20 protein-coding genes are annotated in these 18,460 nt (G+C 65.5%); 15 read left to right on the plus strand and 5 right to left on the minus strand.

The features are described from left to right. On the minus strand, positions 1 to 416 hold a 416-nt coding region (locus NUU27_RS21215), incomplete at its 3' end, for a GntR family transcriptional regulator (protein ID WP_257764258.1). A 102-nt stretch (positions 417 to 518) separates the two neighbouring features. Between NUU27_RS21215 and NUU27_RS21220 the strand changes: the two genes are divergently transcribed. Next, positions 519 to 1,421 carry a DMT family transporter gene (locus NUU27_RS21220; protein WP_257764259.1) on the plus strand — a complete coding sequence of 301 codons (903 nt, stop codon included), beginning with the start codon at positions 519 to 521 and terminating at the stop codon, positions 1,419 to 1,421. Between the two features lie 234 nt (positions 1,422 to 1,655). Continuing rightward, on the plus strand, positions 1,656 to 2,081 hold the full coding sequence (locus tag NUU27_RS21225) for an acyl-CoA thioesterase (RefSeq protein ID WP_308219988.1): 426 nt from the start codon (positions 1,656 to 1,658) through the stop codon (positions 2,079 to 2,081). Positions 2,082 to 2,086: 5 nt separating this feature from the next. Here NUU27_RS21225 and NUU27_RS21230 read toward each other — a convergent pair whose 3' ends face one another. Then, positions 2,087 to 3,046: a LysR family transcriptional regulator gene (locus NUU27_RS21230; protein WP_257764260.1), complete on the minus strand. Its 960-nt coding sequence runs from the start codon at positions 3,044 to 3,046 to the stop codon at positions 2,087 to 2,089. 122 nt (positions 3,047 to 3,168) lie between these two features. Here NUU27_RS21230 and NUU27_RS21235 point away from each other — a divergent pair, with 122 nt between their 5' ends. The 9 genes from NUU27_RS21235 to NUU27_RS21275 all read left to right on the plus strand — a co-directional run bounded on the left by NUU27_RS21235 (position 3,169) and on the right by NUU27_RS21275 (position 11,773). Continuing rightward, entirely contained in the window at positions 3,169 to 3,951 is a 783-nt protein-coding gene (locus NUU27_RS21235; RefSeq protein WP_257764261.1) for an ABC transporter substrate-binding protein, read from the plus strand. A gap of 70 nt (positions 3,952 to 4,021) precedes the next feature. Further along, complete coding sequence (locus NUU27_RS21240) at positions 4,022 to 4,669, plus strand: amino acid ABC transporter permease (protein ID WP_257764263.1); 648 nt, start codon at positions 4,022 to 4,024, stop codon at positions 4,667 to 4,669. An 11-nt stretch (positions 4,670 to 4,680) separates the two neighbouring features. Next, entirely contained in the window at positions 4,681 to 5,340 is a 660-nt protein-coding gene (locus tag NUU27_RS21245) for an amino acid ABC transporter permease (protein WP_257764264.1), read from the plus strand. Beyond that, positions 5,337 to 6,101 carry an amino acid ABC transporter ATP-binding protein gene (locus NUU27_RS21250; RefSeq protein WP_308219989.1) on the plus strand — a complete coding sequence of 255 codons (765 nt, stop codon included), beginning with the start codon at positions 5,337 to 5,339 and terminating at the stop codon, positions 6,099 to 6,101. The genes NUU27_RS21245 and NUU27_RS21250 overlap by 4 nt, the downstream gene beginning before the upstream one ends. Positions 6,102 to 6,107: 6 nt before the next feature. Beyond that, positions 6,108 to 7,745, plus strand: a complete 1,638-nt coding sequence (locus NUU27_RS21255) for a ThuA domain-containing protein (RefSeq protein ID WP_257764266.1) — start codon at positions 6,108 to 6,110, stop codon at positions 7,743 to 7,745. A gap of 12 nt (positions 7,746 to 7,757) precedes the next feature. After that, positions 7,758 to 9,122, plus strand: coding sequence for an aspartate aminotransferase family protein (locus NUU27_RS21260; protein ID WP_257764267.1), 1,365 nt, complete (start codon positions 7,758 to 7,760; stop codon positions 9,120 to 9,122). A 10-nt stretch (positions 9,123 to 9,132) separates the two neighbouring features. Beyond that, positions 9,133 to 10,098, plus strand: coding sequence for a 3-keto-5-aminohexanoate cleavage protein (locus NUU27_RS21265; RefSeq protein WP_257764269.1), 966 nt, complete (start codon positions 9,133 to 9,135; stop codon positions 10,096 to 10,098). A 113-nt stretch (positions 10,099 to 10,211) separates the two neighbouring features. Further along, complete coding sequence (locus NUU27_RS21270) at positions 10,212 to 10,745, plus strand: GNAT family N-acetyltransferase (protein ID WP_257764270.1); 534 nt, start codon at positions 10,212 to 10,214, stop codon at positions 10,743 to 10,745. Beyond that, a complete protein-coding gene (locus NUU27_RS21275) occupies positions 10,745 to 11,773 on the plus strand; it encodes a histone deacetylase family protein (protein ID WP_257764271.1) in 1,029 nt (342 codons plus the stop codon). The genes NUU27_RS21270 and NUU27_RS21275 overlap by 1 nt, the downstream gene beginning before the upstream one ends. A gap of 27 nt (positions 11,774 to 11,800) precedes the next feature. Here NUU27_RS21275 and ftsZ read toward each other — a convergent pair whose 3' ends face one another. The 3 genes from ftsZ to NUU27_RS21290 all read right to left on the minus strand — a co-directional run bounded on the left by ftsZ (position 11,801) and on the right by NUU27_RS21290 (position 14,408). Beyond that, the gene (ftsZ, locus tag NUU27_RS21280) at positions 11,801 to 12,817 is read right to left on the minus strand and encodes a cell division protein FtsZ (protein ID WP_257764272.1); all 1,017 of its coding nucleotides are present in this window, start codon (positions 12,815 to 12,817) and stop codon (positions 11,801 to 11,803) included. Between the two features lie 209 nt (positions 12,818 to 13,026). Further along, positions 13,027 to 13,638 (minus strand): glutathione S-transferase, encoded by a 612-nt coding sequence (locus NUU27_RS21285; RefSeq protein WP_257764274.1) that lies wholly within the window; start codon positions 13,636 to 13,638, stop codon positions 13,027 to 13,029. Continuing rightward, positions 13,635 to 14,408 carry a GntR family transcriptional regulator gene (locus tag NUU27_RS21290; protein WP_257764275.1) on the minus strand — a complete coding sequence of 258 codons (774 nt, stop codon included), beginning with the start codon at positions 14,406 to 14,408 and terminating at the stop codon, positions 13,635 to 13,637. Before NUU27_RS21290 ends, NUU27_RS21285 begins: the two co-directional genes overlap by 4 nt. A 143-nt stretch (positions 14,409 to 14,551) precedes the next feature. Between NUU27_RS21290 and NUU27_RS21295 the strand changes: the two genes are divergently transcribed. The 4 genes from NUU27_RS21295 (at position 14,552) to NUU27_RS21310 (ending at position 18,334) form a co-directional block, all read left to right on the plus strand. Further along, positions 14,552 to 15,310, plus strand: coding sequence for an SDR family NAD(P)-dependent oxidoreductase (locus tag NUU27_RS21295; RefSeq protein WP_257764276.1), 759 nt, complete (start codon positions 14,552 to 14,554; stop codon positions 15,308 to 15,310). After that, positions 15,310 to 15,834 carry a TRAP transporter small permease subunit gene (locus NUU27_RS21300; RefSeq protein ID WP_257764278.1) on the plus strand — a complete coding sequence of 175 codons (525 nt, stop codon included), beginning with the start codon at positions 15,310 to 15,312 and terminating at the stop codon, positions 15,832 to 15,834. The genes NUU27_RS21295 and NUU27_RS21300 overlap by 1 nt, the downstream gene beginning before the upstream one ends. Positions 15,835 to 15,843: 9 nt before the next feature. Next, complete coding sequence (locus tag NUU27_RS21305; RefSeq protein WP_257764279.1) at positions 15,844 to 17,148, plus strand: TRAP transporter large permease; 1,305 nt, start codon at positions 15,844 to 15,846, stop codon at positions 17,146 to 17,148. A 64-nt stretch (positions 17,149 to 17,212) separates the two neighbouring features. Beyond that, a complete protein-coding gene (locus tag NUU27_RS21310; protein WP_257764280.1) occupies positions 17,213 to 18,334 on the plus strand; it encodes a C4-dicarboxylate TRAP transporter substrate-binding protein in 1,122 nt (373 codons plus the stop codon). Positions 18,335 to 18,460: the final 126 nt, after the last annotated feature.

Consider the following 18,460-nt stretch of genomic DNA (forward strand, 5'->3'; position numbering starts at 1 on the left):
CGCGCCGCGGCGCGCAGGGCGCGGCGCATGCCGTCGACCGGCATCCAGGAGGGCGGCAGCCAGCCGCAGCCGGGCATCGGCACCCCTGGGGCAGCGCCGAGCGCCTGCCGCGAGATCCACAGCGGATCGACCTCGCGGTCGAGCGCCGGGCCGATCTCGGCAAGCGACAGAGGCGCCAGCGGCGCGGTGACGAAGAAGCCGGAGCCGGGCCTGGAGCGGATCACTCCCTCGGCCGCCAACCGGTCGTACGCCTGGACGACGGTCGATTTCGAAACCCGCATCGCCCGCGCGCAGTTGCGGATCGACGGCAGTTTCGTGCCCGGGGTCAGGCTGCGGTTGGCAATGCGTGCCCGGATCGTCGCCATGACGCCGTCAAGAAGCGTTTCGCCGCCTGCGTTTACCGGCTCGACAGCCATCTGTATTGCTCCGGATACCATTACAGTTCTTTCAAACTGTACCGCACCGTCTCTGGCAAAGCCACTCCCGTTCGTCGCACATCGAAAGGAAAGGAGCATGGCATGAACAAGACGATGAGCGGCTGGGTGAACGGGCTTCTCGGCGTGATCATCTTCAGCGGGTCGCTTCCGGCGACGCGGGTTGCGGTGCAGGGATTCGACCCGCTTTTCCTGACCGTGGCGCGGGCCTCGATCGCCGGTCTCCTGGCGGCCTGCCTGCTGTCCGCCTTTCGCCAGCGGGCGCCGAAGCGAGAAGATCTCGCCGCACTGGCCGTGGTCGCGCTGGGCGTCGTCGTCGGCTTCCCGCTGCTGACGGCCCTGGCTCTGGAACACGTCACCTCCGCCCATTCCATCGTCTTCATCGGGCTGCTGCCGCTGATGACCGCTATCTTCGGCGTGTTGCGGGGCGGCGAGCGACCGCGGCCCGCCTTCTGGGCGTTTTCGGTTCTCGGCAGCGCGCTGGTGGTGGGGTTTGCGGCAACACAAGGGATGAGCGCCTCGCCGAAGGGCGATCTGCTGATGCTCGGCGCGATCGTCGTTTGCGGCCTCGGCTATGCGGAAGGCGCTTCGCTTTCCCGCAGGATCGGAGGGTGGCAGGTCATCTCCTGGGCGCTCGTCCTGTCGCTGCCGGTGATGCTGCCCCTCGCCCTGGCGAGCATGCCCGCAAGCTTCGCCGGCCTTGGAACGCCGGCATGGCTCGGGCTCGGTTATGTCTCCGTTTTCAGCATGCTCGTCGGCTTCGTGTTCTGGTATCGCGGCCTTGCCCTGGGCGGCACGGTGGCCGTCGGACAGTTGCAGTTGCTTCAGCCGTTCTTCGGGCTGACGCTCGCTGCCCTCTTGTTGCGCGAACCGGTGACGCCCGGCATGCTGGCGGTGACCAGCGCCGTCGTCGCCTGCGTCGTCGGGGCGAAGAAATTCGCCGCCTCCTCTCGGTCGCCGAGAACCGTTCCGGAAACCCGCACTTAGCGCATCGACCGAAAATCGGAATCGATTTTCGGAAAGCACTATGCGCAGATTCAAAGACTTACAGCGTCCTTTGTGCGTCCAAACGGACGCACGGCGCTGTAGCCTGCCCTATCCGCACCTCGAGCTTTTGGTCCGATATGCTAAAGCCCGTGCGTCCTCCCGGACGCGGACCTCAGGTGATTCCACCTGGCTGCAAAGTGCTATAGTGTCGGGCAAAAGACCGAAGGTGGGCTTGTGACTTCATCTCCTCTCGTGGCCTTTGTCGGCGTGGTGCATCCCTGGATGTGCGACACGATGGGCCATCTCAACGTGCGCCATTATGCGGCGATGTTCGACGATGCGAGCTTCCAGCTTCTCGGCCACATTGCCGGGCCGGATGCGCTCAAGGACAAGAGCGTGGGCTGGGCGGACGTCAACGCGCAGACGGAATACAGGCACGAGACGGAGGCCGGCGCATTGCTGACGATCCGCTCGCATGTGCTGCGTGTCGGCCGCTCCTCCGTCACCTTCGAGCAGGTCATGAGCGGCAGCCTCGATGGCATCGTGCATGCGGTCAACAAGACGACCTCCGTGCGCTTCGACCTGACGGCGCGACGATCCGTGCAGTTCGATCCGGCGATGCGGGCGCGCGCCGAAGCCTTCCTGTCCGAAGCGACCTGACGGCTTCATCGGTCGTAGACCCGCTCGTCCAGCGGCGTATCGGCGATCAGTTTCTGCAGGCCCGCGATCAGCGCCTTTTCGGCCCGGTTGAGCGCCTTTTCGGGATTGGTCAGCATGTAGATGTCGATGCGCGGCGGATCGTCATAGGGCGGCAATCGCCACAACAGCCCGTCCGCGACGTCCCGGCGCGCCACGTGCAAGGGTAGCGGGCCGATGCCGAGCCCCGCCAGGATCATGCGCCGCACCTCCTCCAGGCTCGAGGAGACGCCCACCACGCTGGCGTCGAGCTTCGCCTCGCTGCGCAAGAGGGCCACCGGCCGCAGGGCGTCGGAGATGTGGTCCGTCTGGAACGACACCGACGATTCCCCCTTCAGATCGGCAAGATCCAGACCCTTGCGGCCGTAGAGCCGGTGCTTGGGCCCGCAGAAGAAGCCGAAGAACTCGCGATAGACCATCGTGTAGTCCAGCGCCGGGTCGCGCTGGCTGACGAGACAGACGCCGAAGGAGACGCGCCGCTCGCGCACCTGCTTGGCAACCTCGACACTCGGCGCCACCTGAAGCGTGAGGCTGGCACGCGGATAGGCCGCGTGGAATTCGCTCAGCGCCCGGTCGAACAGCGGCGAGACCACGTGGCTGGCGAGCGCCACCGTGACATGCCCGGTGACGTCGTCGCTGACGCCGCGGACCAGCAGCGGCAATTGCGAGATCGTGCCGAAGACCTCGATCCCCTGCTCGTAGAGCAGGCGGCCGACCTCGGTCAGCTCGAAGCGGGTGGCATCGCGCTCCACCAGCCGCCGTCCGACCCGGTCCTCCAGCCGCTTCAGTGCGTTGCTCACCGTCGGCTGCTTCAGGTTCAGCCGTTCGGCGGCGCGGGTGATGCTCTTGACCTCGGCGATCACCACGAAGGTGCGCAGGAGGTTCCAGTCGAGCTCCCAGACAAGCCTTTCAGCGCGCTTTTCCATCATTCTCTAAATCTATGAAATCCATTCCCATTATCTATTTGCGCAATGCTTCACCAAAAGCAATCATGCCCGCCGACAAGAATGCAAAAACAACCAAGCATCATCCAGAGGAACGGAGACCTTTCATGACCAGGCTGATTTCCCGCTTGATGGCCGTCTCGATCGGCCTTGCCACCGCCTTCGCCGCGCTGCCCGCCGGCGCCGACGACCTTGCGAAGGTCAAGGAAGCCGGCGAGATGAAGATCGCCATGTCCGGCCAGTACCCGCCCTTCAACTTCGTCAACGACCGCAACGAGGTGGTCGGCTTCGACGCCTCCATCGGCAAGGGCGTCGCCGAGCGCCTCGGCGTCGAGGGCAAGATCGTCACCACCGCCTGGGACGGGATCATCGCAGGCCTCCTGGCCGGCAAGTACGACACCATCGTCGGCTCCATGACCATCACGCCGGAACGCGAAAAGGTCGTCGACTTCGTCGGACCCTACTATCATGCCGGCCGCGGCGTCTTCGTGATGGAGGGATCGAGCGTCCAGTCCCTCGAGGACCTGAAGGGCAAGACGCTGGGCGTGACGCTTGGAGAGACGCACGAGAAATGGGCCCGAGAACAGGGCGGCTGGGACATCCGCACCTACAAGGGGCTGCCGGAACTGCTCCTGGAATTGAAGGCGGGCCGTGTCGACGCCATCGTGGTCGACAACATCCCGGTCCGCGTCGCCGTCAAGGAAACCGGCGACAAGATCCGCATGCTCGACACGCCCGGCATCGAGGGCGGCAGCGTCGCCATCGGCATCGCCATCCGCAAGAACAATCCCGAGCTCAAGGCGGCCATGCAGGAAGCGCTCGAGGCGATGATGAAGGACGGTGCCTACGAGAAGATCTCGATGGAGTGGGTCGGCAGCGACATCCGCTGATCGCCATCGCCCCTGCATCCGGCGCGTTGCGGCGCGCCGGACCCTCCCGCCCCGCATCCGGAGCCATCGCATGGACTTCTCCCTGATGCAGCGCGTCTTCCCGTTCTTCGTGGAAGCCGCCCTCGTCACGATCCAGATCTCGGCCCTGGCGCTCATCCTCGGGCTTGCCATGGCGGCGCTGGCAGCGGCGGCGAAGCTGTCGCGCTCGTGGGTGCTGCGGGCCGTCGGCACCGCCTATGTCAGCCTGTTTCGCGGCACGCCCTGCCTGATCCAACTCTTCGTCCTGTATTTCGGCGGTCCGCAGATCGGCATCAATCTCGAGCCCTTCGCCGCCGGCGTGATCGGGCTCGGCGCCAACATCGGCGCCTATATGGCCGAATCCATCCGCGGTGCGATCCTGGCCGTCGACAAGGGACAGACCGAGGCGGCGCGCACCATCGGGTTCGGCCGCGCACAGACCATGCGCCTCGTGGTGCTGCCGCAGGCGGCGCGGCTCATGATCCGCCCGCTCGGCGTCAACACGGTGGCGCTGGTCAAGGGCTCGGCGCTCGTCTCGACCATCTCGGTGGTCGAGCTCACATACACCGCGCAGCGCTTCATCGGGTCCACCTACAAGCCCTTCGAGATCTTCGGCGTCGCCGCCCTTCTCTACATGATCATCGTCTACGCCGTGGCGCGCACCGTCGACATGCTCGACCGGCGCTATGCCCAGGTCTGAGGGAGGGACATTTGCAAGGCCTGGATTTCAGCACCGTCCTTCCCTACACCGATCTCCTGCTGAAGGGTGTCTGGTGGACCGTCGTCCTGACGACCTCGTCCGCAGTGCTCAGCTTCTTCGCCGGCATACTGTTCGCCATCGCGGTGCTCTATGCGCCCGCCGTGGTCGCCTATCCGGTGCGCCTGTTCATGTGGCTGTTCATGGGCACGCCGCTGCTGCTGCAGCTCTTCCTCATCTATTTCGGCCTCGTGCAGATCGGCCTCGACATCCCGGCGCTCGGAGCCGGCATCCTCGGCCTCGGCCTGCATTTCGCCGTCTATAACGCCGATGTCCTGCGTGCCGGCATCGTCGCGGTCGACCCCGGCCAGAGCGAAGGCGCCCGCAGCATCGGCTTCGGCCGCTGGCAGACGCTGCGCTACGTCGTCGTGCCGCAGGCGGTGCGCAACACCGCGCCGCCCATCGGCAGCAACATGATCGCGCTTTTGAAGGAATCCTCGCTGGTCTCGGTCATCGGCATCGCCGAACTGGTGCACGCCGCCCAGCTCGCCATCAGCGAGACATTCCGCCCGTTCGAGTTCTACATCACCGCCGCCGCGCTCTACTACCTGCTCAACCTCGTTCTCGAGGAGGGACTGCGCCGCATCGAAAAGAAAGTGGAGGTGTCGCGATGAGCACCCGTAATCCCATGATCAAGGTCAAGGACGCCCGCAAATCCTACGGCTCCTTCGCGGTGCTCAAGGGCATCGACCTTGCGGTCGATCGCGGTCAGATCGTCGCCATCATCGGTCCCAGCGGCTCGGGCAAGAGCACGCTGCTGCGCTCGATCAACCATCTGGAGACGCTGAACGGCGGCGAGGTGTGGCTCGACGGCGTGCAAGTCAACCAGCCGCTCACCGGACGCGCCTTCGAACGTCACATCAACGCGGTGCGCCAGCAGATGGGCATGGTGTTCCAGCACTTCAACCTGTTCCCGCATCTGTCCGTGCTCGACAACATCACCCTGGGTCCCGTCATCCTGAAGGGCATGCGCAAGGAGGCGGCGCGCGAGCTGGCGCACGAGTTGCTTTCCAAGGTCGGCCTGGCCGACAAGATCGACGCCTTCCCTTCCCGGCTTTCCGGCGGCCAGAAGCAGCGTGTGGCGATCGCCCGCGCACTCGCCATGCAGCCGAAGGTGATGCTGTTCGACGAAGCCACCTCGGCCCTCGATCCGGAGCTCGTCGACGAGGTCAATATGGTGATGAAGCAGCTCGCCGCCGAGCATATGACGATGCTCATCGTCACCCACGAGATGCGCTTCGCCGGCGAGGTCGCCGACCGGGTGCTGTTCATGGATGGCGGTGTCGTCGTGGAGGAAGGTCCGCCCGGCGAGATCTTCAGCGCACCCAGACAGGAGCGCACCCGATCCTTCCTCAAGAAATATCTGGCTGCCTGACATCCGATGCACACGATTGGCAACGACTTTCCCGATTTCGGCCTGACGCTGGAAGAGCGTCGCACGGCGGTGCTCGGCCATTATTACGAATATCCGGGCATGGATGGCGGGCGCGGCGAGATCTGGTGCTACACCGACGCCTATGCTTATCCCCCCGGCGCCACCGTGCGGCTGCATGTCAGCTCCACCGCGCCCACATATCGGCTCGACATCTTGCGCGACGGCGCGGCCGAGACGGCTGTCTTGACGCGCGAGGGGCTTTCAGCCGCCTGGCAGGATACGCCCGATCAATGCTCGGTGTCGGGCTGCGGGTGGCAAGCCTCCTGCGAGTTCCGCATCGCCGAGGACTGGCCCTCGGGCGCCTATCGCATCACGCTGACGGCGCAGGGGCGCGACGGCAGGCCGATCCGCTGCCATCACCTCTTCATCGTGCGCCCTGCCCCCGGCGCCAAGCCCGGCCGCATCCTGCAGGTGGCGGCGACCGGAACCTGGACCGCCTACAACACCTGGGGCGGCTCCAACCACTATCAGGGCATCACCGGGCCGAAGCGCAATCAATACGCTCCAAGGGTCAGCATCGAGCGGCCCTTCTGCCGCGGCTTCGTGGTCCTGCCGCACGAGGCGCCGCGGGTGCCGCTCGAGATCGTCACGCCGCCGGCCGCTGCGCCGCGCTACCCGCATATGGAATGGGCCTATGCCAACGGCTATTCCAAGAAATACGCCTCCTCCGGCTGGGCGAGCTACGACAGCCTGTTCTTCCGCTGGGCCGAGCGATCCGGCTATGCCGTCGATCTCGCCAGCCAGCACGAGTTGCACTTCACGCCGGAAATCCTCGACGGCTACGATTGCGTCGTCTTCGTCGGCCATGACGAATACTGGAGCTGGGAGATGCGCGACGCGGTCGACGGTTATGTGGAGCGCGGCGGCCGGGCGGCACGCTTTGCCGGCAACTTCATGTGGCAGACCCGGCTCGAGGACGAGGGCAGGAAGCAGGTCTGCTACAAATACCGCGCCCGCGCCGAAGACCCCGTCTACCGGTCCGCCGACCCGCGCCGCACATCCGGTTGCTGGGAGGCGCGCGAAACCAGCCGCCCGGCGGCGCAGACTTTCGGCCTCAACGCCCTGCGCGGCCTTTATGTCGGCTGGGGCGGCTGCGCGCCGCGCGGCGTGCGCGGCTTCCCGGTCTATCGGCCGGAGCACTGGGCGTTCTCCGGCACGGGCGTCTACTATGGCGACCTCCTGGGCGCCGACGGCCATGCCTTCGGCTATGAGGTCGACGGGCTCGACTACGTCATCCGTGGCGGCCTGCCGGAGCCGGCGGAAGGCGCCGGCGCTCCCGAGGGGCTGGAGATCCTGGCGCTCGGCGTGTCGTCGCTGAAGGAGGAGAGCGCCGACATTCCGGCCGACGATCAGTTCCTCTCCGACGCCGATGCGAAATTCGTGGCCGGCACGCTGATCGGCAACGACGGCGAAGAGGCCGTCGACGCCATCAAGCGCGGCTGCGGCATGATCGTGAACTTCCCGCGCGGCAAGGGCGAGGTGTTCCACGCCGGAAGCTGCGAATGGGTCGCCGCCCTGAAGCGCGGCGACGCGATGGTCGAACGCGTCACCGCCAACGTTCTCGACCGCTATCTCACCCGCTGACAGAGACGCTCCATGCTCAAATCATCTTCTTCCGTAAGGCCGCCGTCCCATCTCTTCTACCAGTCGCGCCTGCGCCGGCCGCTGGTCGATCGAGCCGAGGGCATCTATCTGTGGGACGAGCACGGGCGCCGCGTCATCGACGGCTCCAGCGGTGCCATGGTGGTCAATATCGGGCACGGCAACCGCAACGTGCTCGAGGCCATGAAGCGGCAGATGGACCGCGTCACCTTCGCCTATCGGCTTCATTTCGAAAACGAGCCGGCGGAGGAGCTGGCCCGCATGGCGGCCGAACGCATGCCCGAGGGCATGGACAAGATCTTCTTCGTCTCCGGTGGCTCGGAAGCCGTCGAATCCTGTCTCAAGCTCGCCCGCCAATGGGCCGTCGCCACCGGCCAGAAGAGCCGCTGGAAGGTGATCTCTCGCTTTCCGTCCTATCACGGCGGCACGCTCGGCGCGCTTGCCGTGACCGGCTATGCGGCGCTGACCGAGCCTTTCGCGCCGATGATGCGGGAGATGCCCAGGATCCCGGCGCCGACCGCCTATCTCGACCGCGACAACCTGTCGATGGAAGAGCGCGGCATCAAATATGCCGACCTCCTGGAGGAGAAGATCCTGGAGGAAGGGCCGGACAGCGTTCTCGCCTTCATCATGGAGCCGGTCGGCGGCGCCTCGACCGGCGCGCTGGTGGCGCCCGACAGCTACTACCCGCGCATCCGCGAGATATGCGACCGCTACGGCATCCTCTTGATCCATGACGAGGTGATGAGCGGCGCCGGACGCACCGGAAAGTTCCTCGGCGGCGATCACTGGAACTGCCGTCCGGACCTGATCGCACTGTCGAAGGGCTTCGCCTCCGGCTATTGCCCGCTCGGCGCCATGGCCGCGCCCGCACGGATCGTCCAGCCGGTGCTCGACGCGGGCGGCTTCCAGCACGGCTACACCTATGCCGGCAACCCGCTCGCCTGCGCGGCCGGCGTGGCGGTGCTGCAGGAGATCGACCGACTGGACCTCGTCGAGAACGCGGCGGCGATGGGCGATCTGTTGAAGGATGCGTTGTGGGCGTTGTCGAAGCGCTTTTCTTTCATCGGTGACGTGCGCGGCAGGGGCCTGCTGCTCGCCGCCGAATTCGTCGCCGACACCGAAACCATGACGCCGTTGCCCAGGGAACTGAACGCCCACCAGCGCATGATCGACATGGCCTATGAGCGCGGCCTGATCATCTATTCGCGGCGCACGCGCGGCGGCGTCGAGGGCGATCATTTCCTCGTCTGCCCGCCGATGATCGTCACCCCCGGGGAGATCGGCGAGATCGTCGCGATCCTGGGCGATACGCTCGAGGCGCTTGCCGCCGAACTCGATCTCCCCGTCAACCGCTGAAGGCAAGACAATGACCGACAAGAACGAAGCGCCGCGCGCAGGTAAGCCGCGCGGAAAAGTCATCGTCACCTGTGCCGTCACCGGCTCGGTGCACACGCCGTCCATGTCGCCCTATCTGCCGGTCACGCCGGACCAGATCGCCGCCGAGGCGATCGCCGCCGCCGAAGCCGGCGCGTCGATCCTGCATCTGCATGCGCGTGATCCGGAGGATGGGCGTCCCAGCGCCGATCCCGACATCTTCATGCGGTTCCTGCCGCGCATCAAGCAGGCGACCGACGCGGTGGTGAACATCTCCACCGGCGGCTCTTCCCTGATGACGCTGGAGGATCGGCTGGCGGCGGCGCTGCGGGCCGAGCCGGAAATGTGCTCGCTCAACATGGGATCGATGAATTTCGGCCTGTTCCCGGCGCTGGACAGGCAGACGGACTGGCAGCACGAGTGGGAGCCGCAGCTTCTGGAAGCGACGCGCAGCTCCATCTTCCAGAACACCTTCGCCGACATGGAAAGCATCCTGACACGCCTCGGCCAGGGGTGCGGCACGCGCTTCGAATTCGAGTGCTATGACGTCGGCCATCTCTATTCCCTAGCCCATTTCCGCGACCGCGGCCTGGTCTCCGGCAACCTCTTCATCCAGTTCGTCTTCGGTGTCCTGGGCGGCATCGGCCCCGATCCCGAGAACCTGACGCACATGAAGCGCATCGCCGACAAACTGTTCGGCGACAGCTACAGCTTCTCCGTGCTTGCCGCCGGCCGCCACCAGATGCCGATGATCGCCATGGCGGCGTCGATGGGCGGCAATGTCCGGGTCGGTCTGGAGGACAGCCTTTACAACGGGCGCGGGGAACTCGCCCGCTCCAATGCAGACCAGGTGCGGCGCATTCGCACGGTGCTCGACGCGCTGTCGCTGGAGGTTGCCACACCGGCCGAAGCGCGCCAGGCTCTCGGCCTCAAGGGCGGCGATCGCGTCGCGTTCTAGAGCATTTTGCAGTCAGGCGGAATCACCTGATGACCGCATAAATGCGAAAAAACAAAGGGATAGATCGGGACAACGTTTCCATGAAACGATGAACCGGTCTTGGTGAGTGGCCCATGCAGCCGAAAAACATTTCTCATCACGAGCTTCTCATCCGGCTGGCTCGGCCGGAGGACGCTTCGACGATCCATGCGGCGATCCTCGACCTGGCCGCGCATCTCGGGGAAACGGACAAGGTCATCGGCACGGTGGAGGATTTCCGCCGCTTCGGCTTCGGCGACGAGCCCGCCTTCACCTGCCTGATCGCTGAGACCGGCGATGCGTTTGCCGGGCTCAGCCTGTTCTTTCCGATGTTTTCCACCTGGCTCGGCAAGCCGGGCGTCTATGTGCAGGACCTTTACGTCGACCCGCGCTTTCGACGCCGCGGCATCGGCGAGCGGCTGCTGTGCGCGACGGCGGCCTGGTCAGGGAAGCGCGGCGGTGCCTATCTGCGGCTGGCGGTCGATGCCGGCAACGAGACCGCGCATGCCTTTTACGAAAAACTCGGCATCGGGTGGCTCAGGGCCGATCGCTCCCATGCCGCCTATGGGGCCGCGTTTCGGTCCCTAGCCCAAGCGGGCGCGACGATATCCGAAAAACAGGTGCGATGATGAAAGCCTTCTACGCCGACGAGCAAAAGCTCCACGATCCGAAAGCCTTCCTGTCGAGCGGCGCGCCCAAGCCCAATCCGGAGCAGCCGGAGCGGGTCGAGCGGCTGCTTGCCGGCGCGCGGGCGGCAGGCTGCGCGGTGGAGCGGCCGCGCTCCTTCGGGCTGGGGCCGATCGCCGCCGTCCACACGCCCGAATATCTGGCCTTCCTCGAGCATATCTACGTGCGCTGGCAGCGCATCCCGGAAGCCTCCCAGGAGGTCATCCCCAACATCCACCCGCTTGCCCGCCACGGCAGCTATCCGGCCTCGGCGGTGGGCCAGGCCGGCTACCACATGGCCGACACGGCCTGCCCCATCTCGGCGGAGACCTTCGAAAGCGCCTGCTGGAGCGCCTGGAGCGCGGTGGAGGCGACGGAGAACGTTCTTTCTGGCGCGCCGGCCGCCTATGCATTGTGCCGCCCGCCCGGCCATCATGCCTTCGCCGATGTGGCCGGCGGCTTCTGCTTCATCAACAACTCGGCCGTCGCCGCCCAGCGCCTGCGCGCCGATGCCAAACGCGTGGCGATCCTCGATGTGGACCTGCATCACGGCAACGGAACGCAGGGCATCTTCTACGCGCGGCCCGACGTGCTGACCGTCTCGATCCACGCCGATCCGGTGCGCTTCTATCCCTTCTTCTGGGGCCATGCCGACGAGCGCGGCGAAGGGGCGGGCCTCGGCTGCAACCTCAATCTGCCGCTGCCGCGAAAATCCGGCGACGAGGCCTTCATGGAAGCCCTCGAGGCCGCCTTTCGCCGCATCCGTGCCTACGCGCCGGACGCCCTTGTCGTGGCGCTCGGCCTCGATGCCTTCGAGGGCGATCCGTTCGGTGGGCTGTCGGTCTCGACGCCGGGCTTCGCGCGCATGGCCGAAGCCATCGCCGGCCTCGGCCTGCCGAGCGTCATCGTGCAGGAAGGCGGCTATCTCTGCGATGCGCTGTCCGACAATCTGACATCGTTCCTGTCGGGCTTCGCCGCCGCTGGAACCTGACCGCAACGGAGCGGCCGATGAAGCCGCTCAATGCACGGTCTGGACGCGGAAATCTCCTGCGCTCGGCTGCTCGCCCGGCTGTGGCCCGGCAAGGCCGGCCGCGACGACGGAGACGCGGAAAACCCCTTCGAGGCTGTTGTCGAAGATGGCGCCGACGATGATCTCGGCATCGTCCCCCACCTCTTCGCGGATGCGCGTGGCCGCTTCGTCGACCTCGAACAACGTCATGTCGCGACCGCCGGAGATCGACACGAGAACGCCGCGCGCGCCCCTCATATTCGCCTCGTCGAGCAGCGGATTGGCGATGGCCGCCTCGGCCGCCTTCATCGCACGGCCATCACCGGAAGCCTCGCCGGTGCCCATCATGGCGCGTCCCATGTCGCGCATGACCGAGCGCACGTCGGCGAAATCCAGGTTGATCAGGCCTTCCTTGACAATCAGGTCGGTGATGCAACCGACACCGGAGTAGAGCACCTTGTCGGCCAGCTTGAAGGCATCGGCAAAGGTGGTCTTGGCATCGGCGATGCGGAACAGGTTCTGGTTCGGGATGACGATGACCGTGTCGGCGCTCTCGCGCAGCAGTTCGATGCCGCGCTCGGCGATCGTCATGCGTCGGTTGCCCTCGAAGGTGAAAGGCTTGGTCACGACGGCAACCGTGAGAATGCCTGCGTTGCGGGCCGCCGCGGCGATCACCGGCGCCGCCCCCGTGCCCGTGCCGCCGCCCATGCCGGCGGTGACGAAGCACATATGCGTGCCCGACAGATGATCCATGATCTCGTCTATCGTCTCCTCGGCGGCGGCCTGGCCGATCTCCGGCAACGACCCGGCGCCCAGCCCCTCGGTCGAGTGCGCGCCGAGCTGGATGAGCCGTTCGGCCTTCGACATGGTCAATGCCTGCGCATCCGTGTTTGCGACGACGAAATCGACGCCCTGCAGGTTCTGGGCGATCATGTTGTTGACGGCGTTGCCGCCGCCACCGCCGACACCGATGATGGTGATCTTCGGCCGCATCTCCGAAATCTCTGGCTTCTTGCTGTCCGTCACTGGGCCTGGTCCTTCTTGGGGAGCCGGAGGAGAAGCGGGAGCGAATCATCCGGCCGGCTCGACGGCCCGAAAGAATCAGAGACCGACGGCTTGTTCAAGGGGACGCGCGCCGCACAACGATCTTGCAACCGTATGACGCGGCGGCGACGGGACACTTTCGATGACGATGTGTAACGCGCCGCCGCAACCGGCCGTCACGGCGCGCAATTCTAACCCTGCGGCATGGTCCTGCGCATCGATTCGCGTTGCGAAAAGCTTGCGTACCATTCGGCCAATCCGGGCCTCGCGGTCCGCCAATCCTTGTCCGGGAACCGGAAATCGAGATAGCCGAGCGCGCAAGCGGCCGCGATCGAACCGGCGTTGACGGGTCCCGTGAGCAGATCCATCCAGCCCGCCTCGAGCGCGTCGAGGCCGCTGTCGATCTTGTCCATCTGCCCGCGATACCAATCCGCCCAGTAAAGCTCTTTCGGGCGCATCACCGTCTCGTAGCGCGCCAGAAGGGCCGCATCCAGGATCGAATCGGCCAAGGCCTCGAGCGTCAACACCCGGAAGCGCCCGGCGTCGGACGGCATCAGTCGCGGCTCCGCGGCCTGCGCATCGACATAGGCGCAGATCACCCGGCTGTCGAACAGCGCGCTCCCGTCGTCGAGCAGCATTGTCGGCACCTTGCCGGAAGGGTTCTTCGCAACGATGGTCTGGTCCCGCTTGACGGGACTTGCCGCCGAGCCGAGCAGCTCGATCCGGTCGGCGACCCCTTTCTCATGGGCCGTCACCATGACCTTGCGCACGTAGGGAGAGGCAGGGGAAAAGAACAGTCTCATCGAGGATCTCCGGTTGAAGGGCGCGTTCGGTCGTCGGCTTTCTTATCATGAAACGCGTGGCGAAGAGTGGCGGAAGGATCGGCTTCCAGCCGGTCGGCGAGAAGCTGCCCCGCATATGTCACATGTTCGTTCATGAGGTTCTGCGCCCGCACCCCGTCACGATCGGCGAGCGCCCCGGCGATGCGCCGGTGATCGTCGTGCGAGCGATGGATGACGCCGAAGTCGTCCCACAGGATCACCCGATCGGACACGAGCGGCACGTTGTGCGACTGATGCACGAAGCGGCCGATCCAGCGGTTTCCGGCAGCGGCTATGATAGTCTCATGGAACTCGACATTCATCCGCCGATAGGCCGGCAGTTGATCGATCGGCAACGCGCCTTTGAACAAAATCGCGTCGCCCTCCGCCACCAGCGCCTGCAAGCGATCGAGATCGCCGGTGCTCATTCCGGCCTCGGCCGCAAGCCGGCACGCGAGCCCCTCGAGGTTTGCGCGCACAGTGAACGCCTCCCGGATATCGGAGACCAGGAAGCGGCGGATGCGGTAGCCCCGGTTGGGCTCGTAGTCGATCAGCCCGTCCTGGGCGAGGCGCGCCAGGGCGGTACGCAGCGGCGTGCGCGAAACGCCGAGCGTCTCGGCCAGATGGTCCTGATGCAGGCGGTCGCCCGGCATGAAATGGCCTTCGAGGATCATCTCCCGGATCGACGTGGCAGCGGCATCGGCGCTCGTCACGTCAGGCGGGCTCGGAAGCGGCGAGTCGGTCTCTGTCATGGCGGCAAGATGGCCGAGATCAGCACAACAGGCAAGCACCTTTTCGGAATAATTTATCCAAAACAGGAAATTTCTCGGTTAAATATCTTGACTACCCCTAATAATGTATCCAATCATGTGAATGAGACTAAGGGAGGAGAACAATGGCGCTCTTGGCGTTCGTCACCGGCGCGGCCGGCGGCATAGGCAGTGCGATCGCGACACGGCTCGCCGGCGACGGCTTCACGGTGATCGCATCCGACGTCGATGCGGGCCGCGCAAAAGACCTCGCGGCGAGCCTGCCCGGCACAGGCCATGCGGGCGTGGCCCTCGATGTCTGTGACGAGCAGGCGGTGATCGACCGCCTTCGCCAGGTCGAAACGGAATTTGCTCCCATCAACGCCATGGTTGCCGCCGCCGGACTTCTGATCCTCGACAAAAACGGGCAGCGCCGGCCGATCATCGAGACCGGTCTCGACGAGTGGGACCGCACCCAGCGCGTCAACAGCACCGGCACCTTTCTGCTCGTCCGCGAGTATCTGCGGCACCGGACGCGCTCGCCGGTCGATCATGCACGCTTCATCGCCTTCTCGTCGGTTGCCGCCCAACTCGGCGGCTATCGGTCGAGCTCGGCCTATATCGCCAGCAAGAGCGCCATACTCGGCCTGGTGAAGGCAGCGGCGCGCGAAGCCGCGCCGCTCGGGGTCACGGTGAATGCCGTCGCCCCAGGCCTGATCGACGCGCCGATGCTGCGCCTGTCGCTCGACCCGGCCGACGATGGGGAGATCGCGAAGTCCATTCCGCTCAACCGTATCGGCACGTCCGGGGATGTCGCGGGCGCCGTGGCGTATCTCGCCGGTCCCGACGGCGGTTATGTCACCGGCGCCACCATCGACGTCAACGGCGGCTATCGGATGCAATAATGCTCGAGGCAACCGTCAACAAGCTCAGCGCATGCCTTGCCGCCCTGGCAGCGCTGGCGCTCGCGCTGATGATGCTCCACGTCACAGCCGATGTGATCGGCAAATATGCCTTCAACGCGCCCATCCCCGGCACGGCCGAGGTGGTGGCGAGCTATTACATGATCTCCGTCGTTTTCCTGCCGCTCGCCTGGCTCGAACTCAAGAACGGCCCGATCGTCGTGGAGCTCTTCTATGAAATGGGGTCCGACCGCGCCAAGCATCTGATGCTGGCTCTCGGCACGCTGCTGTCGCTCCTCTTCTACGGCACCATCGCTTGGCTGTCCTGGGCGCCGGCCGTCTATGCCTGGCAGATCGGCGAGATCGTCGAGGGCGCCTGGAAGGTCACGATCTGGCCGACCAAATTCATGCTGCCCGTCGGTCTCGGCCTTTCCTGTCTCGCCCTCGTCATCCGCCTCGGCCTGATCCTCGCCGGCCGCTACTCGCTGCAAGACGACACCCGGCCGCAGCATACCGAACCGATCTGAGGCGCTGGCATGGATCGTCTCGATATCGGTTTCATCGGCATTTTCCTGACGCTGCTCCTGATCGGTGTGCGCGTCCCCATCGGTGTCGCCATGGGCGCCGTGGCGATCGGCGGCATCTATGCGATGCTCGGCATCATGCCAGCCATCGGCATCGCCAAGGCCGTCCCCTACGAACTCGTCGGCGACTGGAACCTGTCGGCGGTGCCGATGTTCCTTCTGATGGGATACATCGCTTCGGGCGCCGGCCTCACCACCGGGCTGTTCGGCGCGGCGCGGGTGTTCCTCAACCGCGTTCCGGGCGGCCTTGCCTCGGCGACCGTCGCATCCAGCGCGCTCTTTGCCTCGGCGAGCGGCTCGAGCGTTGCCACCGCCGCCGCGTTCTCGCGCATCGCCATACCCGAAATGCTCAAGGCCGGTTACGCCCCTTCGCTCGCCGCCGGCTCCGTCGCCGCCGCCGGAACGCTGGGTTCGCTGATCCCGCCGAGCGTGCTGCTCATCGTCTTCGGCCTGATGATGGACGTCTCGATCAGCTCGCTCTTCATCGCCGGATTGATCCCGGGCCTGCTGTCGGGCGGCATGTTCATCGCGATGATCACCATCCGCGCGATGATCGATCCGCGGATGGCCCCACGCCTCCAGGAAACCTACTCACGTCGCCAGAAGATCGAACTGGTCAAGGACGTGTGGCCCCTGCCCGTGCTGATCGCGGGGGTTCTGGGAGGCATCTTCAGCGGTATCTTCACGGCGACCGAGGCGGGCGCGGTCGGGGCGTTCCTCGCCTGCGTGATCGCGGCGGGGCGGCGCAAGCTGAACCTTGACGTGATGCGCTCGGCGCTGATCGACACCGCGATCAGCACCTCGGCGATCTTCGTCATCGTCGTTGGAGCCGCCCTCTTCGCCCGCTTCATCGCACTGTCGACCGTACCCGTGTGGGTCACCGGCTTCTTTGAAGGCTACAGCGCCACATGGGTCATCGTGATGATCGGCGCGCTCTATCTGGTGCTCGGCTGCTTCCTCGAGAGCATCTCGATCATGCTCCTGACGCTGCCGGTGCTTGCTCCGCTGCTCGGCGTCCTCGGAATCGACCTCATCTGGTTCGGCATCCTGACCGTCAAGCTTCTGGAAATCGGCCTCGTTACGCCGCCTGTCGGCATGAATGTCTACGTGATCCGCTCAAGCCTCGGAAACACCATTCCCCTCGGCCGAATCTTCGCCGGCGTCTCATGGTTCATCCTGGCCGATCTGATCACCCTGGCCCTGTTGATCGCCTTTCCGGCCATCAGCCTGTGGCTGCCCGCTTTGATGGCGAACTGAGGCGCAAGGCCGTTCGCACAACACGATGGCGTCGGGGGTAGACGCCGAAACTGGGAGAGAGAGAATGAAGAAACTGCTTGCCTTGGCCGCGCTGTCGGCCGGTCTGTGGGCATCGGCCGCCTCCGCCGACGTCTATCAGGCGACCAACTGGATGACGCCGGTCCACATCCTCAACGAGGAGACTTACCAGAAGTTCTCGCAGGACGTGAAGGCCAACACCCAGGGCGCCGTCACCTTCGAGGTTTATTCCGGCGGCTCGCTGGTGCCCGCAAAAGCGACGATGCAGGCGATCCGCGACGGCGTCGCCGCGCTCGGCATCGTCTATCCCGGCTACACGCCGTCCGAACTGCCGCTCAACAACGTGCTCAACGACCTCGTCTTCGTCTCCGACGACGACATCGCCTCGGCCTTTGCCTATACCGAAATGGGCATGACCAACGAAAAGATCATCGGCGAGTGGAAGAAGAACGGCGGTATCTTCGCCGGCGGATACTCGACGCCGGTCTATAACTTCATCTGCGTCAAACCGATCCGCCAGCTCGCCGATGCAAGCGGCCGAAAGATCCGCACCGCCGGCGGCGCGCAGACCGCCTGGGTCGAGGCGATCGGCGGCGTGCCGGTCTCGGTGCCGATCGGCGACGTCTATTCCGGTCTGAGCCGCGGCTCGATCGACTGCACCATGTCGGACCCGACCAATCTCGACAAGGGCAACAAGTTCTGGGAGGTCGCCAAATCCGTCACCCTGCTGCCGATGGGCGTGGTCATCGGCGCCAACTACGTGATCAACCCCTCCTTCTGGCAGGGCCTGAAGCCCGAGGAGCGGCGCGTGATCCTCGACGACATGGCCAAGGGCAACGCCCGCGCGCAGGTCGCCTATCACGTCGGCGTCAATGCCGCCCTCGAAGGTTCTAAGGAACGCGGGCTGGAGATCGCCGAGCCTTCCGACGATCTCAAGAGCAAGCTGGCCGAGTTCCAAAGCGGGTTCGTCGACGGACTGGCGGAGAAATCCATGGCCGACCGGGGCGTCGAGGATCCGAGCGACATCATCGCCGAGTTCCAAAAACTCCAGGAGAAGTGGAAGGGCCTGCTCGAAGGCGTCGACCGCACGGATGCAGAGGCGCTCGCCAAGGTGCTGCAGGACAACCTCTATTCCAAGATCGACGAGAACAGCTTCGGCATGAACTGAGCGAATGCCGGCGGGTGCGGCAAGTCCGAACCCGCCGGCTCCGTGTTTCTCCAACAACGACGGATCCCTCCATGAAAGACAGCCCCACCGTCATCGTCACCGGTGGCGGCGCCGGCATCGGCGCCG

The organism is Nitratireductor sp. ZSWI3, assembly GCF_024655565.1.
Lineage (GTDB): Bacteria > Pseudomonadota > Alphaproteobacteria > Rhizobiales > Rhizobiaceae > Nitratireductor.

Bases quoted from the DNA above. Each gene is read 5' to 3' on its own strand.
- NUU27_RS21220 (WP_257764259.1), top strand. From the start codon at position 519: ATGAACAAGACGATGAGCGGCTGGGTGAACGGGCTTCTCGGCGTGATC.
- NUU27_RS21230 (WP_257764260.1), bottom strand. From the start codon at position 3,046: ATGATGGAAAAGCGCGCTGAAAGGCTTGTCTGGGAGCTCGACTGGAAC.
- NUU27_RS21235 (WP_257764261.1), top strand. From the start codon at position 3,169: ATGACCAGGCTGATTTCCCGCTTGATGGCCGTCTCGATCGGCCTTGCC.
- NUU27_RS21240 (WP_257764263.1), top strand. From the start codon at position 4,022: ATGGACTTCTCCCTGATGCAGCGCGTCTTCCCGTTCTTCGTGGAAGCC.
- NUU27_RS21250 (WP_308219989.1), top strand. From the start codon at position 5,337: ATGAGCACCCGTAATCCCATGATCAAGGTCAAGGACGCCCGCAAATCC.
- NUU27_RS21255 (WP_257764266.1), top strand. From the start codon at position 6,108: ATGCACACGATTGGCAACGACTTTCCCGATTTCGGCCTGACGCTGGAA.
- NUU27_RS21260 (WP_257764267.1), top strand. From the start codon at position 7,758: ATGCTCAAATCATCTTCTTCCGTAAGGCCGCCGTCCCATCTCTTCTAC.
- NUU27_RS21265 (WP_257764269.1), top strand. From the start codon at position 9,133: ATGACCGACAAGAACGAAGCGCCGCGCGCAGGTAAGCCGCGCGGAAAA.
- NUU27_RS21270 (WP_257764270.1), top strand. From the start codon at position 10,212: ATGCAGCCGAAAAACATTTCTCATCACGAGCTTCTCATCCGGCTGGCT.
- NUU27_RS21275 (WP_257764271.1), top strand. From the start codon at position 10,745: ATGAAAGCCTTCTACGCCGACGAGCAAAAGCTCCACGATCCGAAAGCC.
- NUU27_RS21285 (WP_257764274.1), bottom strand. From the start codon at position 13,638: ATGAGACTGTTCTTTTCCCCTGCCTCTCCCTACGTGCGCAAGGTCATG.
- NUU27_RS21290 (WP_257764275.1), bottom strand. From the start codon at position 14,408: ATGACAGAGACCGACTCGCCGCTTCCGAGCCCGCCTGACGTGACGAGC.
- NUU27_RS21295 (WP_257764276.1), top strand. From the start codon at position 14,552: ATGGCGCTCTTGGCGTTCGTCACCGGCGCGGCCGGCGGCATAGGCAGT.
- NUU27_RS21300 (WP_257764278.1), top strand. From the start codon at position 15,310: ATGCTCGAGGCAACCGTCAACAAGCTCAGCGCATGCCTTGCCGCCCTG.
- NUU27_RS21305 (WP_257764279.1), top strand. From the start codon at position 15,844: ATGGATCGTCTCGATATCGGTTTCATCGGCATTTTCCTGACGCTGCTC.
- NUU27_RS21310 (WP_257764280.1), top strand. From the start codon at position 17,213: ATGAAGAAACTGCTTGCCTTGGCCGCGCTGTCGGCCGGTCTGTGGGCA.